This window comes from Rhodococcus sp. WAY2 (genome assembly GCF_009859915.1).
Classification (GTDB): domain Bacteria; phylum Actinomycetota; class Actinomycetes; order Mycobacteriales; family Mycobacteriaceae; genus Rhodococcus_F; species Rhodococcus_F oxybenzonivorans.
The window spans coordinates 362,876-378,115 of sequence record NZ_CP046574.1; the positions used below are offsets into that span (position 1 = coordinate 362,876).

14 protein-coding genes and 2 pseudogenes are annotated in these 15,240 nt (G+C 67.6%); 14 read left to right on the forward strand and 2 right to left on the reverse strand.

Translation table 11 applies throughout. The features are described 5' to 3' along the window. The first annotated feature begins 2 nt into the window (after positions 1 to 2). The 5 genes and pseudogenes from GFS60_RS36330 (at position 3) to GFS60_RS36345 (ending at position 3,882) form a co-directional block, all read left to right on the forward strand. Positions 3 to 1,171, forward strand: a pseudogene (locus GFS60_RS36330) (MFS transporter). Next, positions 1,161 to 1,277: pseudogene (locus GFS60_RS40605) on the forward strand (hypothetical protein); the annotation flags it as partial. The pseudogenes GFS60_RS36330 and GFS60_RS40605, both read left to right, overlap by 11 nt. Positions 1,278 to 1,298: 21 nt before the next feature. Further along, the gene (locus tag GFS60_RS36335) at positions 1,299 to 2,318 is read left to right on the forward strand and encodes a hypothetical protein (protein WP_236603713.1); all 1,020 of its coding nucleotides are present in this window, start codon (positions 1,299 to 1,301) and stop codon (positions 2,316 to 2,318) included. Between the two features lie 122 nt (positions 2,319 to 2,440). Beyond that, a complete protein-coding gene (locus GFS60_RS36340) occupies positions 2,441 to 3,547 on the forward strand; it encodes a tyrosine-type recombinase/integrase (RefSeq protein ID WP_164709527.1) in 1,107 nt (368 codons plus the stop codon). Then, positions 3,547 to 3,882 carry a helix-turn-helix domain-containing protein gene (locus GFS60_RS36345; protein WP_201453713.1) on the forward strand — a complete coding sequence of 112 codons (336 nt, stop codon included), beginning with the start codon at positions 3,547 to 3,549 and terminating at the stop codon, positions 3,880 to 3,882. The genes GFS60_RS36340 and GFS60_RS36345 overlap by 1 nt, the downstream gene beginning before the upstream one ends. A gap of 26 nt (positions 3,883 to 3,908) precedes the next feature. Here GFS60_RS36345 and GFS60_RS36350 read toward each other — a convergent pair whose 3' ends face one another. Next, positions 3,909 to 4,103, reverse strand: coding sequence for a hypothetical protein (locus GFS60_RS36350; protein ID WP_054246427.1), 195 nt, complete (start codon positions 4,101 to 4,103; stop codon positions 3,909 to 3,911). 4 nt (positions 4,104 to 4,107) lie between these two features. Between GFS60_RS36350 and GFS60_RS36355 the strand changes: the two genes are divergently transcribed. The 6 genes from GFS60_RS36355 (at position 4,108) to GFS60_RS39725 (ending at position 11,127) form a co-directional block, all read left to right on the forward strand. Then, a complete protein-coding gene (locus tag GFS60_RS36355) occupies positions 4,108 to 6,219 on the forward strand; it encodes a hypothetical protein (protein ID WP_236603714.1) in 2,112 nt (703 codons plus the stop codon). A gap of 156 nt (positions 6,220 to 6,375) precedes the next feature. After that, positions 6,376 to 7,737 carry a hypothetical protein gene (locus GFS60_RS36360; protein ID WP_159929370.1) on the forward strand — a complete coding sequence of 454 codons (1,362 nt, stop codon included), beginning with the start codon at positions 6,376 to 6,378 and terminating at the stop codon, positions 7,735 to 7,737. After that, a complete protein-coding gene (locus GFS60_RS36365) occupies positions 7,647 to 8,174 on the forward strand; it encodes a hypothetical protein (protein ID WP_159929372.1) in 528 nt (175 codons plus the stop codon). The genes GFS60_RS36360 and GFS60_RS36365 overlap by 91 nt, the downstream gene beginning before the upstream one ends. 105 nt (positions 8,175 to 8,279) lie before the next feature. Then, positions 8,280 to 10,325, forward strand: a complete 2,046-nt coding sequence (locus tag GFS60_RS36370) for an integrase (RefSeq protein WP_159929374.1) — start codon at positions 8,280 to 8,282, stop codon at positions 10,323 to 10,325. Further along, positions 10,322 to 10,654 carry a hypothetical protein gene (locus tag GFS60_RS36375; protein WP_159929376.1) on the forward strand — a complete coding sequence of 111 codons (333 nt, stop codon included), beginning with the start codon at positions 10,322 to 10,324 and terminating at the stop codon, positions 10,652 to 10,654. The genes GFS60_RS36370 and GFS60_RS36375 overlap by 4 nt, the downstream gene beginning before the upstream one ends. Beyond that, the gene (locus GFS60_RS39725; RefSeq protein ID WP_236603715.1) at positions 10,651 to 11,127 is read left to right on the forward strand and encodes a hypothetical protein; all 477 of its coding nucleotides are present in this window, start codon (positions 10,651 to 10,653) and stop codon (positions 11,125 to 11,127) included. Before GFS60_RS36375 ends, GFS60_RS39725 begins: the two co-directional genes overlap by 4 nt. Positions 11,128 to 11,185: 58 nt before the next feature. Here GFS60_RS39725 and GFS60_RS36385 read toward each other — a convergent pair whose 3' ends face one another. After that, on the reverse strand, positions 11,186 to 12,445 hold the full coding sequence (locus tag GFS60_RS36385) for an ISL3 family transposase (protein WP_054248223.1): 1,260 nt from the start codon (positions 12,443 to 12,445) through the stop codon (positions 11,186 to 11,188). Between the two features lie 134 nt (positions 12,446 to 12,579). Here GFS60_RS36385 and GFS60_RS36390 point away from each other — a divergent pair, with 134 nt between their 5' ends. From GFS60_RS36390 to GFS60_RS36400, 3 genes are all read left to right on the forward strand, one after another. Continuing rightward, positions 12,580 to 13,443, forward strand: coding sequence for an ABC transporter ATP-binding protein (locus tag GFS60_RS36390; protein WP_159929378.1), 864 nt, complete (start codon positions 12,580 to 12,582; stop codon positions 13,441 to 13,443). Continuing rightward, positions 13,443 to 14,354, forward strand: a complete 912-nt coding sequence (locus GFS60_RS36395) for a hypothetical protein (protein ID WP_159929380.1) — start codon at positions 13,443 to 13,445, stop codon at positions 14,352 to 14,354. Before GFS60_RS36390 ends, GFS60_RS36395 begins: the two co-directional genes overlap by 1 nt. Then, positions 14,312 to 15,188, forward strand: a protein-coding gene (locus GFS60_RS36400) for an IS5 family transposase (RefSeq protein ID WP_442972235.1) whose coding sequence is annotated in 2 segments (ribosomal slippage) — positions 14,312 to 14,656 and positions 14,658 to 15,188 — 876 coding nt in all. Because the reading frame shifts where the segments join, the coding sequence is not laid out codon by codon here. Before GFS60_RS36395 ends, GFS60_RS36400 begins: the two co-directional genes overlap by 43 nt. Positions 15,189 to 15,240 lie beyond the last annotated feature (52 nt).

The following is a 15,240-nucleotide window of genomic DNA, read 5'->3' on the forward strand; positions in this document are numbered from 1 at the left end:
CCGTGGCTGACACCACGACCCTGCCACGGAACGACACCCTCGACCGGGTCGGTCTATGGCGGGTCCTGGCGGTGCTGTGCCTGACCGAGATCACCAGCTGGGGAATCCTCTACTACGCGTTTCCCGTGCTGTCGGTGTCGATCTCGGCCGATACCGGGTGGTCGCTGCCGGTGATCGTGGCGGCGTTCTCGCTGAGCCAGCTCGCCGCCGCACTCACCGGGATCCCGGTGGGACGGATCATCGACCGGATCGGGCCCCGGACGGTGATGACCTCCGGATCCGTCCTCGCCGTCCCGTCTTTGCTGGTGGTGGCGGCCGCGCCCACCCTGCCGATGTTCTACGCCGGGTGGATCGCCGCCGGTATCGCGATGGGCGGCGTGCTGTATCCGCCCGCCTTTGCGGCGCTGACCCGCTGGTACGGCGACGGCTACGTCAAGGCGCTGATGATCCTGACTCTGGCCGCCGGGCTGGCCAGCACTGTCTTTGCCCTGCTCACCGCGGCGCTGGTCGACCGCTACGACTGGCGGATCACATATCTCGTCCTCGCCGCCATCCTGGCGATCATCACGTGCCCGGGCACCTACTCGGCCTCCGTGGCCGGTGGCCGCACCCACCCGCCCCGACTGGAAACCATCCGGTCGATCACCGCGACGCCTCCCACAGCCGCGCGTTCGCGGCCCTCGTCGTCGCGCTCAGTCTCGGAGCGTTCGCCGCATTCGCCGGCGTGTTCAACCTGGTGCCGTTGCTGATCGAACAGGGCTTCTCCCCGTCGCTGGCCGCCCTCACCCTCGGACTCGGCGGTGCCGGGCAGGTCCTCGGCCGTCTCGGTTACCTCCCGATCGCCGCCCGCACCACCGCCCGCACCCGAATCGTCGCGATCCTTGCCGCCACCGCGGTCACCACCGCGCTGCTCGGGATCGTGTCCACGGTGGTGGCGCTGATTGCGGTCGCCGTCGGTGCTGGGCTGGTCCGGGGGATCTTCACCCTGATCCAGGCCACCGCGATCACCGACCGGTGGGGCGCCACCCACTACGGGCGCCTGGGTGGACTGATGTCCGCCCCGATCGTCATCATCATGGCGCTGGCCCCGTGGGCCGGAACGGTCGCGATTCGCGTTTCTGGCGGAAGAGACCAAGCACGCCTATGCCAAGGACTACCGGCTGTTCTTTAGCTTCCTACACCAGCGTGAGAAGCATTGGGACCAAGCCGATCACGAGGACATCGACGACTACGAGTCATGGCGACGCCGGTCGGAAGACAACCCGCGCCGCATTGGAGGCAGTAAGTGGGCGCGGGAGTTGGCCGCGTTCAAGCTGCTCTACGGATGGGCCCTGGCGGTCGGGCACATCGCCCGTTCCCCGGTGCTGACGACCACGGTGCGCCGCCGCGACGGCACGGTGCTGGAGGTGGCGAATAACCGGCCCAAGGATGTGCGGGCATCGAACGTGAAATGGCTGACGCCGCGCACCTATCGGCTGTGGCGTGACATCGGGCTGCGAGGCTACGACGCGGCCGGGCTGCCGCAACAGGGTTGGCGGGGTCGCAACGACGGCCGGAACGCGGCCTTCGCGGACCTGCTGTTCGACAGCGGACTGCGGCTGCGGGAGGGGGGCTCCTTGTTGGCACCGGAGGTGCCGCACGCGCTGGAAGACCAGGTCTACTACGAGGGGACGGTGGCCGCGGCGATCGCCAAACGGCGGGAGCGCATGTTCTATGTGTCGGCCGCGGCGTTGGCGGGTGTGACCACATACATGGCCACGACACGGCGGGCGGCGATCCGGCGGGCACAACGGCAGGGCCGGTACCACCGGTTGCCCGGGATGCGGATCGTCACCCGGATCTCGCTCAGCAAGGACTGCCGGGTCGAGTGGGAAGACCGGCTCGGCCGGCGTGGTGAAGACGCGATCCGGCTGATCGGCGAGCGAGGGCGGAGGCTGCTGTTCATCGAGGGCACCTCGGGCTTGGAGCCGCTGGCACTGTGGTTGACCGAAGGCGGAATGCCGATGGACTACCGCTCATGGGAGGCGGTATTCCGTTCGGCGAACCAGCGATGCGCTCAGTTCGGTAAACCCATCATCACGACTCCGCATGTCTGCCGGCACTCGTTCGCCTTGAAGATGCTGGTGACCCTGCATCGGGCGCTGGACCAGCGGTTCGGCTTGAGCCGCGAGGAACGCGACGATCTGCGCAAGGTCTACGGTGACGCGTTCGCACTGGTCAAAGACCTATTGGGGCACAGGAGCGAGCAGCCGACCCGGGAAACGTATCTGAACCCTCGGGAATTGCATCAGACGGGCGAAAATCTGCTGGTGGCCTGATGGGGAGCAGCGTGAGATTACCGCAGCGGTGACGAGAGAACGCCTGTTGGCCAGCAAGTTTGCCTCAATGATCCCGCCTGATGCATGATTCTCGCACTGTTCGGTGGCGTAAGGAGTGTGGGTTGCGGCAGGTCGACCTCGCCGGGGCGGCTCATCTGGAGCTGGTGTCCGGGGTGGCGCAGTTGCGCCCGCAGGATGCGATGGCGGAAGCGATGTTTCGCGGTTGGCGCGCCCAGCAGGCTGCCCGCGGGCTGCGAGAGGAAACGATCACGGCCCGGGAGAAGCTGGTCCGGCGGTTCATGGAGTTCGTCAACGACTATCCGTGGCAGTGGACCCCGACGGACATCGATGAATGGTCGCTCTGGCTGACCAGCGAAAAGCACCTGGCGCCGTCGACCATCCGGGGCTACCAGTGCGGCTTGCGGTTGTTCAGCGAGTACCTGGTCGACGGCCGATATGGGTGGGCTGTCGCGTGTGAGGAAGCGTTCGGCACCCATCCGGTGGCGATCTGTCACGAGTGGAACACGATCGCCCATCTCAACGACTACGAGGGCCGACCGGAGGCGCGCCCGTTCAGCCGGGAGGAGATGCAACGATTCCTCGACTATGCCGACGATCAGGTCGAGCGCGCGGTGCGCGCGAAACGCAAAGGGGCCCTTGCCGCTTATCGCGATGCGACGATCTTCAAGGTCATATACGGATGGGGCCTACGCCGCTCCGAAGCGGCCAAACTGGATCTGGTGGACTTCGGTCGCAACCCGGCGGCGCCGCAGTTCGGCCGTTACGGCACACTCAACGTCCGCTACGGGAAGGCGAAACGCGGCCAGCCGCCGCGGCGGCGGAATGTGCTGTCGGTGATGGATTGGGCGGTGGAAGCCGTGGTCGACTACGTCGAGCACGTCCGGCCCCGGTTCGGCTGCCCCGATCATCCGGCGCTCTGGGTCACCGAGCGCGGCGGGCGGATCAAGCCCGCGGAGATCAACGCCCGCTTCGTCGCCTACCGGGATGCGCTCAAGCTCCCGAAAGCGCTGGTCGTGCACAGCGCCCGGCACTCCTACGTCACCCACCTCACCGAGGATGGCGCCGACCGTCGATTCATCCAATCGCAAGTCGGGCACGAAAGCGACAGTTCCACGGCCATCTATACCCACGTCAGCACCGACTACATGAACACCATGCTGCAGAAGGCGCTGGCGCCCGTACTGGCCCCTGCAGGAAAGGATCGATGATGCCCGCCAAACTCGATTACCACTGGCACCTGCGCAACGTCATGGCCGACCGCGGCATGTTCCAAACCACCGACCTGATCGAACCGCTGGACAAACGCGGCATCACCTTGTCCTCGAGCCAGGTCTATCGGCTCGTGGTCGAACGGCCCGAACGGATGAGCCTGAAAATCTTGATGGCGCTACTGGACATCCTCGACTGCACCATGGACGACCTGATCGAACCGGCCGTTGCCGCCGACGCCACCACGCGCGGCAAGAGGGCTGTCGGCGCCGAGGCCGGCATCGGGAACCTACGCCCCCGGCGGGCGCGGATCCGCGGCGCCGAACCGTCGTGACCGCAGCGGACCACGGTCGCGCGATCTCAGACCCCGTCGGGTTCGTCACGGACCTGGTGCTGGCGGTCGATGGTCGACTGACAGCGGACCAGGTCCGGGCCGTCGTCACCGGAGTCGCCGGCGGGCGGGCGAAGTCGCGGCGGCTCGCGGCCTTTCTCGCCGAGCGCTCTGCGGGAGGCGGGCGCGGAGGTTTCCCCGCCGGTCTGCGCCGGCTGCAGCAAACCGATGCGGACCCTGCAGCGGCGCGGTCAGGACTGGTACTGCGGATCCTGCGGCATCCGGCCACTGACCTGCGCGGCCTGCGACCGACAGCGTCACGTCACGACCCGGGACCGCGCCGGACAGCCCCGCTGCGCCCAATGCCCCGACCGCGACGACCGCGACCCAATCGGCGTCATACACAGCGTGATCACCCGGCTCGACCCGGACGTCGACCGAGACCTCATCGCCACCGCCGTCGGCAAGCTCGCCTCCCGGCCCTCCCATCAGCGCAGGATCGGCTGGGCACTGGAAGCTCAACCCGAACTATTAACCGGCGCTGGCCATCTCGCTCCAGTCCGGGCCATCGTTCCGTTGATCGAGGCCCTTCACGCCGCAGACGTCGCCGGGATCGTCCGACCGGCATGCCCTCGCTGCCACCGGGTCGTTCGGATCGACAAACCCCTCGACGGACAACGCGTCTGCCGCACCTGCATCGCCCACAGCCGTGTCGAAGAATGCACGCGCTGCGGCGCGAACCGCGAGCCCGCGACACGAGACGAACAAGGCAGGCCGCTCTGCCCGAACTGCCTGGTCACTGACCCTGACAACCTCGAAATCTGCCTCAATTGCGGGCGCCGCCGGCCAGTCAGCACCCGCACGCCGGACGGCCCTATCTGCGTCAGCTGCCCGCCCCTCCCGACCGCTGCGTGTTCGATCTGCGGCGAAGAAAAGCTCTGCGGCACATCCCGAACCACCGGACGACCGTGGTGTCCTGCCTGCCAGAGACGCACGGCACGGTGTTGTTCCTGCGGCCGGACCGCGGCCATCGTCTCCGGCACCCTGGACCAGCCACGCTGCGAGGACTGCACCACCCTCCCCATCTGGCATGACTGCCCGACCTGCAGCGACCCCACCCACCCGCATCCTGGGCAATGCGGCCGCTGCCTCATCAACCAGGGCCTCAACGGAATCCTGGGCCCGCCTTCGGCGTCTCTGCATCCCGGGCTGCAAGCGCTGCGGAACAACATCGCGACCGCCGAGCACCCGATCACCGCGATGCGATGGCTGAGGAAGAAGTCCGTTGCGCCCGTACTGGCCGACCTCGCCGCCGGTCGACGGGCGCTGACTCACGAAGCGCTGGACGAATTGCCCGACAGCAAAGCTCTCGCTCACCTGCGGCAGGTCCTCGTCGGTGTCGGCGCCCTGTCCGAACGTGACGAGCACATGATCCGCGCTGAGCAGCTGGTCGGCCGCGTGGTGGCCGCCCAGTCGGATCCCGAACAGCGAAGCGTGCTGCACCGCTACACCACCTGGCAGCTCGTCCGCCGATTGCGGCAACGCAACAACGGCGCCCTCACCACGATCCAGCAGTTCAACTCGGTCCGGCAACGCATCTACGGAGCCGTCGCCTTCCTCGGCTGGCTGACCGATCACCAGCTCGCCCTCGGCACCTGTCAACAAGCCGACCTCGACCAATGGCTCACCGACAACACCGCGGTCAACCGCGGCTCCGCCGGGCACTTCATACGCTGGGCCCACAAGAACAAGCTGATCAGCGTCCGCATCCCCGCCCGCCGCTGGATGGGCCCCACCCGGCCGCTCGATGACCAACACCGATGGGACATCGCGCGGCGGCTGCTGCACGACGACACCGTCAAGGCCGAAGACCGGCTCGCGGGCCTGCTCGTACTTCTCTACGCCCAAACCTCGGCAGCAATCTCGCGGCTGACCATCGTCGACCTCGAGACCGGCAATGGCGCCGTCAAGCTGCACCTGGGCTCCTCACCCATCCATCTTCCCCATCCCGTCGACGAGCTTGCACAAGCGGTCGCCGCAAAACGCAAGGGCCACGCGACAATCGGTGCGCTGACACCATCGCTCTGGCTGTTCCCGGGCGGTCAGCCCGGCCGACCCATCAGCACCGGCCAACTCGTCGAACGGCTGAACAAGCTCGGCATCCGGCCCGGCGCCGACCGCAGCACCGCCCTGTTCCAGCTCGCCACCGAGATCCCCGCAGCGATCCTGGCCCGCACCCTCGGCATCCACACCGACGTCGCCGTCGCATGGCAGCGACTGTCCGCCGGAGACTGGACCAACTACGCCGCCGAAATCAGCCGACGATCATCGAGAGCATGAGGAATTCGGACAGTTCGAATATCCGACGTCACCGTTAGAACCGTTGAACGGGATTCGCTTGGCCACGATGCTGGACGGCAGCGAGGACCTGGACGCGGTCCTGGCCCGAGTCGCCGCATCGAGCCGACGGGTCATGGACGTCGGCGAGGACGAACAGTGACCGCACGCCGTCATCAGCGCCGGGCCGCGCTGCCCGGCGCAGGCTTCACCCGGCCCTCGTCGCTGGACCCGACCGGCCTGATCGTGACGGTGTTCGGCGAAAGCAGCGGAGTGGAGGGCACTTTCGACTTCACCACGCTGCCCGGCAGCATCGAGCTTCGCCGCGCGTTCGCCGCGGCGCTGGATCGCAAGTCCGGACCCGCTGGGACCTGGCGTTCCGGGGAGACCTGCAGGAACGGGTACTGGGCACTGCGTGCGTTCCTGGAATACCTTCTCACTCGCGACGACGCGCCCTCCTCGACGGCCGAGATCAGCCCGGCAATCTGGGCTGCGTGGCGATTGTCGTTGCCGAACAACCACACTGCCCGCAACCGGCTGGCCATGCTGCGGACGGTCCTTCCCCTGGTCCACGGTCTTCCGGCCGACACGCTGACCGCGATCGACCGGCGGATCGCGCAGGGCCCACACCCGACGGAGGTCGCCTACTCCTACGACCGGTTCGAACAGATCCGGTCCCAGGCGGCGGCCACCTTCAATACCGCGTTGGTCCGGATTAGCGGCAACCGCGAGCACCTTCGCCGCTGGTATGCCGGTGAATACGCCTCGGGCGGCACGGATTGGGTGATCGGCGAGGCGCTGGACGCGATTCTGCGCACCGGGGACGTCCCCCGCTACGGAGGTCGTGCGGACGTGTTGCATCGGCACGCCCGCGTGCTGGGCGGCCGCGGCGCTGACAAGACCTGGGCCAGGTTGTTTTTGACTGGTCCGGAGGCGTTCGCGCTCGCGGTGCTGCTGGTGGCCAGCGAGGGCTGGAACCGCAGCGTGCTGCACCGGATGCGTGTCCCCGGCCATGACCCGGCCGTCGGCGACGACGAGTTCGACATCCACCTGGTGGAGATCCACAAACGGCGCCGGCCGGTCAGGTTGCGCTACACCAGCAACAACCTCGTCGACACCGGCCCCGACAGTCCCGGACGACTCATGCGCCACGCGATCGAGGCGACCGAACTCGCCCGCCAGACCCTCGAATTGCTCGACGCCCAACCGACCAGCTGCTGGTCAGCCGCCGCACCGGCACCCCCGACGACCCGTTCTGCCTCGGCATCCCCGGCCCCAGTGTCGTCGCCCGATGGTCCATCGACGCCGGACTGTCCACCCCGGAGGGGACACCGCTGCGGGTCAGCCTGCGCCGGATCCGCCGCACCGTTCAGGTGCTCATCCGCAAACAGCCTGCGCAGAACACCGAGGAAACCCACGATTCGGTCTACATGCTGCGCGATCCGGCGTCCCGGGCCGAGGCCCAGCAGACGATCGCCCAGGGCCTCACCGACGCACTCGACCACGCACACACTGTGGTGAAGATGCGCATCATGCTCGGCGACAACGCCAACGAACTGATCGAACTGTCCGATGATCCCGACCTGGCCAGAGCCATCCAGCGCGGCGACATGGACACCGCGACCACCGCGTGCGCGGACTTCTTCGACGGCCCGTTCACCGACGAACCCGGCCAGCCCTGCACCGCCTCGTTTCTGTGGTGCCTGCGCTGCGAGAACGCCATCGTCACCCGGCGGCACCTGCCGCGCCTGGTCTATCTGCACCGCGGGCTGAACGAGCTACGGGGAACCGTCGACCAGGCCGTGTGGGATCAGGACTGGCGCGGACACTTCCACCGCCTGCACCTGCTGCTCGCCGAACACACCACCACCGCGGAGCAGGCGGTCGCGCTGCGCGCGATCAGCGACACCGACCGAACGCTGATCGACCGACTTCTGCATCGGAGGCTCGATACGTGACGACATCACACGCCAGCGTCGGCCAGGCCGACGAGACCTGGCACGTCCGCCGAAGACCCATCCGCCACCGCCGGCCGACTCCCCGGGGGCGCCGACCCGGACCGGGTGTCGCGGTTCGGCGACCGGCGCTGGAACTACACCGTGCTGAGCCACCGCCGCACCGAGAGCAGCAAGACGGTGAACTGGGCCGCCTTTCCCGAGACACTGCGCGAATCGTTCCGCCGAGCAGGCTGGGCCCTGGTGAACCTGCCCACCCCCGCCGCTCTGCTGCATCGAGCCGCTACCGCCCGCGTCGAATGGCCGGCGCCGGGCACGATGGCGCAGGTGTTCCTCGGCTGGCGGCGCTTCGCCACCTGGCTCACCGACCACAGTGGCACCAGCCTTCACGAGGTGGACCACGACCTGCTCGCCGACTACGCCGCCCACATCGGCCGACGCGGCTGCTCCATCGCCATCGCGCAGGACGACCTCAACGCGGTCACACTGTTATGGGGATTCGCCCCACACCTGCCGGCCACGGACCGAATCCCTATGCCCGCCTGGGAAAACGAAGGTCTCAAGCACTACCTCGCCACCGACACGACACCGAACGAGAACACCACCGCGGCCATCCACCCGGCGGTGATGTCACCGCTGCTGATCTGGTCCTTGCGTTTCCTCGACTTCGCCGACGACATCATCGCCGCCTGGCGCGAGCACCAGCGACTCCTCGCCCGCATCCGGGAACACCCCAACCCCGGCGCCACCGCGGCGCTGCGCGCATTCCTGGACAAGTGGATCGCCGAGCATGGTGAACTGCCCGGCGGGATCGCCCGCGGACGGCGCGGTGTCGCCGCCCAATACCTCGCCGGAATGTTCGACACCAGCGACCGTCACGTCAAATACGAGGCCACCAAATACCGCGAGAACAACGTCCCCGTTGGCCTCGACGCACCACTGTCTTCGCCGGTGAACGGCATGATCCACGGACAACAATGGACGTCGCACATCGACTTTCACGACGCCCCGCTTCTCATGACCCGCCTGGCGACAGCCGCGATGATCGTGATCCTCTACCTCAGCGGTGTCCGCCCAGGCGAAGCCCTCGAACTCCAGGTCGGCTGCTGTCCCGACCCGATCGACGACGGCACCGGCAGCATCCGCTACCAGCTCCACGGCCTGTTCTTCAAGGGAGCCCGCACCCCCGACAGCACACCCGCCCGCGGCGGCGTCCCCCGCGAACTTCCCTGGACCGTGATCCCTCCGGTCGCCGACGCCGTCCGAGTTCTCGAACGCATCGTCGACGGGCCCTTGCTGTTTCCCACGAACCCACCGTGGATCACCGGCACCTGCGGCCGCCGCCAGCGCACCGGCGATGCGATGACGACACTGGCTGCCAATGCCCGCATCGCATCGTTCATCGCCTGGGTCAACGACTACGTCGCCAGCAACGGCCTGAACGACGAGCGCATCCCCGATGACCCTGACGGCGACATCGTCGTCAACCGCCTCCGGCGCACCATCGCCTGGCACATCGGCCGCCTTCCCGGCGGCCGCATCGCCCTGGCACTGCAATACGGGCATCTACGAACATCCGTCGTCGGCGAGGGCTACTCCGGCCGAGCCCGCCAGGGCCTGCGACGGGTGCTCGACATCGAAACCGCCCGAGCCATGGCCGACTACCTCGACACCGTCGCCGAGGACCTGAAGGACGGACAGGGCGTCTCCGGCCCCGCCGCCGAACGCATGATCCAGGCCGCGCGCAACGCCCGAACCCGATTCCAAGGGAAGTTCCTCACACCTCGGCAGGCCGCAGCCCTGCTCGAGGAGCCCGAAATCCACATTTACGACAACCCGAACGCCTTCCTCACCTGCAACCACGACCCCGCCAAGGCACTCTGCCATCCCGAGAGGACTCCACGAGCCACCAGCCGGGTCCTGCCGCCAGCCATCGACCGCTGCGACCCCGCCTGCGCCAACATCGCTCGCACCGACACCCACATCGACAACCTCAGATCCGAGATCGCCGAGTTGGCCGATCAGGCTGCCAGCTCACTCACCCCGGTCCCGCTGAAAGAACGACTGAAACAGCGCATCACAGCCCTCCAGAAACTCGTTGACCGGCACGAACGCACCAAGACCGCCACCATCGAGGAGCCGAAACAGCCATGACCGATCAGGAAGAACGCGACGCCATCCTCGCCGCCATGGAGCGCCTCCTCGCTGGCACACCGCTGCGTTCGTCCGGCAACCTGGACATCATCAGCCTCGCCGAGGAGGCAGGGCTGAAGCGGAACAAGCTGACCCACAAGCACACCGACCTCAAGGAGCGGTTCTACGCCGAACGTCGAGCCCGCGACGGCATCACGGCCCGACAAGCTGCACAGCGAAATTGCGCAGCTGAGGTCGCGCATCGACCAACTCCGCGAAGAGCGCGACAACTACCGCACTGCGAACGAGGTCTTCGCCCGCGCACTGCACGCCCTCACGATCGAGAATGACAACCTTCGACGGCACACCACCCGGGCGCGCGCAGCGCACATCGCAGCCATCCACCCCGGCCAGCAACGCCCGACCTATTAACGGCCAACACCCCACTACTCACCGCATCCGGCACCGCCATGACTTGCACAGCCACGCAACGCCATCACCGGCAACACGGCAAATTTCCGGGGAAATCCATGAACACAGCTGCCTACGCTGTCCGCTCCTGCGTCCGGACCCCGCCGCCAGGCCCCGCCTCGAGCAGATCCGTGACAACCTCCTCGCCCGAATCGCCGAAGCCGAATCCCGCCGCTGGTTCGGCGAGGCCGAGGGCCTGAAGGTCAGCCTCGCCGGCGCCCGTGCCAAGCTCGCCGAGATGGACCAGATCACCGCCCGCCGCCACAGCGCCGTCACGTTGGGCATCCCCAGCTTCGCCGACTCCGCCGGCCGCACCATCACGAAGCCGCCCACCTACCAGAACCATCCCTGACCTCGCCGAATCCCGCCGACCACCCTCAAACTGCAAGATCATTTGTTAGGCTCCCCTGTCATGAATGTGGATGGGTTGCCGTGTGATATGGGAGGGTGAGGGTGACGGGTCCGCAGGCGAGCAGGATCAGTGCGAGGGCGTTCTCGGCGGTGTGGAATCCGTAGGCCCGGCGGATTATCAGCCGGACCTTGTTGTTCAGGCCCTCATGGCGTCCGTTTGCAAGTCTGCGGGCGATGGCCGCGAGGATGCCGTCGAGGTGCTTCCGGATGGTTTTGCCCACCTTGACGAACTGCGGTATGCGGCAACGCTGCGCCCACGAACACCAACGGCCGAGCATCGCGATCGTCTCCTCGTCGCCGAGATCGCCCGCGAAGACCGCGCGCAGGGCTTCCTTGAGTTCGTAGGCCCGTCCCAGTGCGCCGCCGTCGCGTTTGAGTGCCTCGAGCGTCGAAGCCTGTTTATCGGTGAGGTTTTCGGGATTCTTGAGCAGCGCCCACCGGGCGCCCCGGTACGTCTTCGCGATCTGCTTGTCCGACAGGGTGCGGGCGAGCTGCCACGCCTGGCGGCGCACGTCGTCGAGGGCGTCGGTCGCGAGTTTGACGACGTGGAACGGGTCGAAACAGATCGTCGCCTGCGGGGCGTGCTCGCGTACCGCCTTGACGTAGGCCGGTCCGAGGTCCATCGACACCGCCTCGATCCGCTGCGCCGCGCCCTCGGGCAGGGTGTCGGTGAAGAAGGTGCCGAGCGCGGCGGCGTTCTTGCCCTCGGTGCCCCAGACGATCTTGCCGGACTCGTGGTCGGAGACGAGGGTGAGGTACTTGTGGTGCCGGCGCCACGAAATCTCGTCCACCCCGATGTCGACCAGATTCGTGAACCGGTCCGGGGCAAGTTTGTCGGCGACCACCCGTGAACACATGGCCCCGACGGTGCGCCAGGTGACCCGGCAGAACACCGACACCGTGGACTTGTCGGTCCTGGTGGCCAGCCACACCGCGAGGTCCTCGAAGTCGGTCGTGAACCCGGAGCCGGGGCGGGCGAAGTCGACCGCCTCGGCGTGTACACCGTGCTCGGGGCACCGCAACCGCCGACGCCGCAGGGTGAGCACACACACCCGTCCGCCCAGGTCAAGATGCCGCCACGACGAGTCGACGTCCCGGGTGTCGTAGCGGTGCACGGTCGTGAAGGAGCAGTACGGGCACCGCATCCGGCGGCGTTGGGGACGCACCCTCACCACCACCCGCTCGTCGAGGATCTCGACGTCGCGGACGGTGGCCCTCGGTAGGCACAGCGGCCTGTTGAGTAGGGTTGAGGCGCGCACGGGCAAGCTCCTTTGGGCCGGTTGTGTAGGAACTTTCGACCCTACGGGCGGCCCGTGCGCCCACCCCCACACCACCTGCCTTACCACATGCAGGGCCATCCACATTCAGAGCAAGAGAGCCGAAATTCGGCCCGGTGACCGCACTGGACAATCTCGACCTGACCGTCGCCCGCGGCACCGTCGCCGGCTTCCTCGGCCCCAACGGCGCCGGCAAGTCCACCACCATCCGAATCCTGCTCGGGCTGCTGCGCGCCGACACCGGCCGGGCCACGGTCCTCGGAGCCGACCCCTGGCACGATGCCGTTACCCTGCACCAGCGCCTGGCCTATGTGCCCGGCGATGTCAGCCTCTGGCCGACCCTGACCGGCGGGGAGGCGATCGACCTGCTGTGCCGGCTGCGCGGGCGCGTCGACCCGGCCCGCCGCGCCGACCTGATCGACCGCTTCGACCTCGATCCGCGCAAGAAGTGCCGCACCTACTCCAAGGGCAACCGCCAAAAGGTCGCGCTGATCGCCGGATTGGCCTCCGACGTGGAACTGCTCATCCTCGACGAACCGACCTCGGGCCTGGACCCGCTGATGGAGCAGGTCTTCCAGCAGTGCATCGGCGAGGCCAAACGCGACGGGAAGTCCGTGTTGTTGTCGAGTCATATCCTCGCCGAGGTCGAAAAGCTCTGCGACACCGTCACCATCATCCGGGACGGGCGCGCGGTCGAATCCGGCACCCTCGAACAGTTGCGGCATCTGACCCGCTCGACGATCACCGTCACCACCGACCGCGACGCCGACGGTCTCGCCCGGCTCGACGGGGTGCACGAGCTGCGGATCGAGCACGGGCGCACCGTCTTCGAGGTCGACCATACCCGCCTCGACGAGGTGATCCGGCACCTCGCCGGGTACGGGGTGCGCAGCCTCGAGAGTGCACCACCGTCCCTCGAAAAGCTGTTTCTGCGCCACTACGGCGACGACCGTGAGGTCGCCGAGATCGGGCGGCGGTGATGACCTCCCTGCGCGGCACCGCGACTCTGGTGCGGTTCACTCTGCGGCGGGACCGGATCAAGCTGCCCGCGTGGGTGCTGGGCACCGCGGTGATGACGATGTACTTCGCCAACGCCCTGAAGCTGGCCTATCCCACCCCCGAGGACATCGAGAACGTCGCATCGTTCGCCAATACCCCTGCCGCGGTGATGATGTCCGGTCCCGGCTACGGCATGGACGCCCCGACTCGGGAGGCGTTCCTGGCCAACCAGTACGCCCTGTACCTGATGGTGGCGACCGCGCTGATGAACATCATGCTGATCGTGCGGCACACCCGCATGGAAGAGGAAGCCGGGCGCACCGAACTCGTGCTCGCCGGGGTGGTCGGCAGGCTCGCTCCGCTGACCGCGGCGATGCTCACCGCGCTCGTCGCCAACGCCGCCTTGGTCGTCGTCGGCGCCGCGGCGTTGGCCGGCACCGGAGTCGACCCGGCCGGATCCCTGCTGCTGCTGACCGGTTTCGCCGCCCTCGGGATGGTCTTCGCCGCCATCACCGCGCTCACCGCTCAGGTGACCGAACACGCGCGGGCCGCCACCGGGTGCTCCGCGGCCGTTCTGGGGGCCGCCTTCCTGCTGCGCGGGATCGGTGACCTGGTGGGCGAGCACGGCAGTGCGCTGTCCTGGTTCTCGCCTATCGCGTGGTCGCAGCAGACGAGGGTGTTCGTCGACCCGCGCTGGTGGCCGCTGGCGCTGTCGCTCGGGTTCGCCGCCGTCGCCCTGGCGGCCGCGTACGGGCTCGTTTCTCGCCGCGACGTGGGGGCGGGACTGGTGGCCCCACGACTAGAGCGTGTCTGCTTAATGTTCGGGGATAGATGCGTGATGCTGGGTATGTGTTGCGCGCCGACGAGATCCCCGATGACCTGTGGGCTGTGATCGAGCCCGTCCTACCCGCACTGGCGGGCCGAAGGGGGCGTCCATGGAACGACCACCGGTTGACCCTGGAAGGAATCGCCTGGCGGTTCCGAACCGGATCACCGTGGCGCGATCTGCCCGAATACTTCGGCCCGTGGCAGTCGATCTGGGAACGGCATCGCCGCTGGTCGGACGACGGCACCTACATTCGGATGTTCGCCACGGTGCGGGCGGCAGCCCCCGAACGAGAGAGACAGCTCGAACGTCTGCTGTCGATCGACTCGACGATTGTCCGCGCACACCAGCATTCGGCCGGCGCCCTGACCGATGCGCACACAGGGGGCTCGGTCGAATGACAAGAATCTGGCCAACGAACCCGCAGACCACGCACTCGGCCGCTCCCGCGGCGGGCTGAGCACCAAGATCCACGCCCTCACCGACACCTTCTGCTGCCCACTGACGCTGATGCTCTCGCCGGGACAGGCCGGCGACAACCCCTACCTGGCGCCGCTGCTCGACGCGCACCGCGCCCACGACACCGAAGCGTTCCGCCTGCTGGCCGACAAGGCGTACTCGCACCCGAGCACCCGAAAGAACCTGAGGGAACGCAGAATCTCGCACACCATCCCCGAACGCCGCGACCAGATCCGACGTCGCAAGGCGAAAGGATCGGACGGGGGTCGACCGCCGGCGTTCGACAAGGACCGCTACCGCGAACGCAACACCGTCGAGCGTGGTTTCGGGCGTCTCAAGCAGTGGCGTGGCAACGCCACTCGATACGACAAGTACGCCACCACCTTCCTCGGTGGCGTACTCTTCGCTGCGCTCGTCATTCATCATCGTGTCCGTAAATAGCAGACACGCTCTAGTGTCCCGAGTCGTTAATTCGTTGCCATCTTGGTAGAGT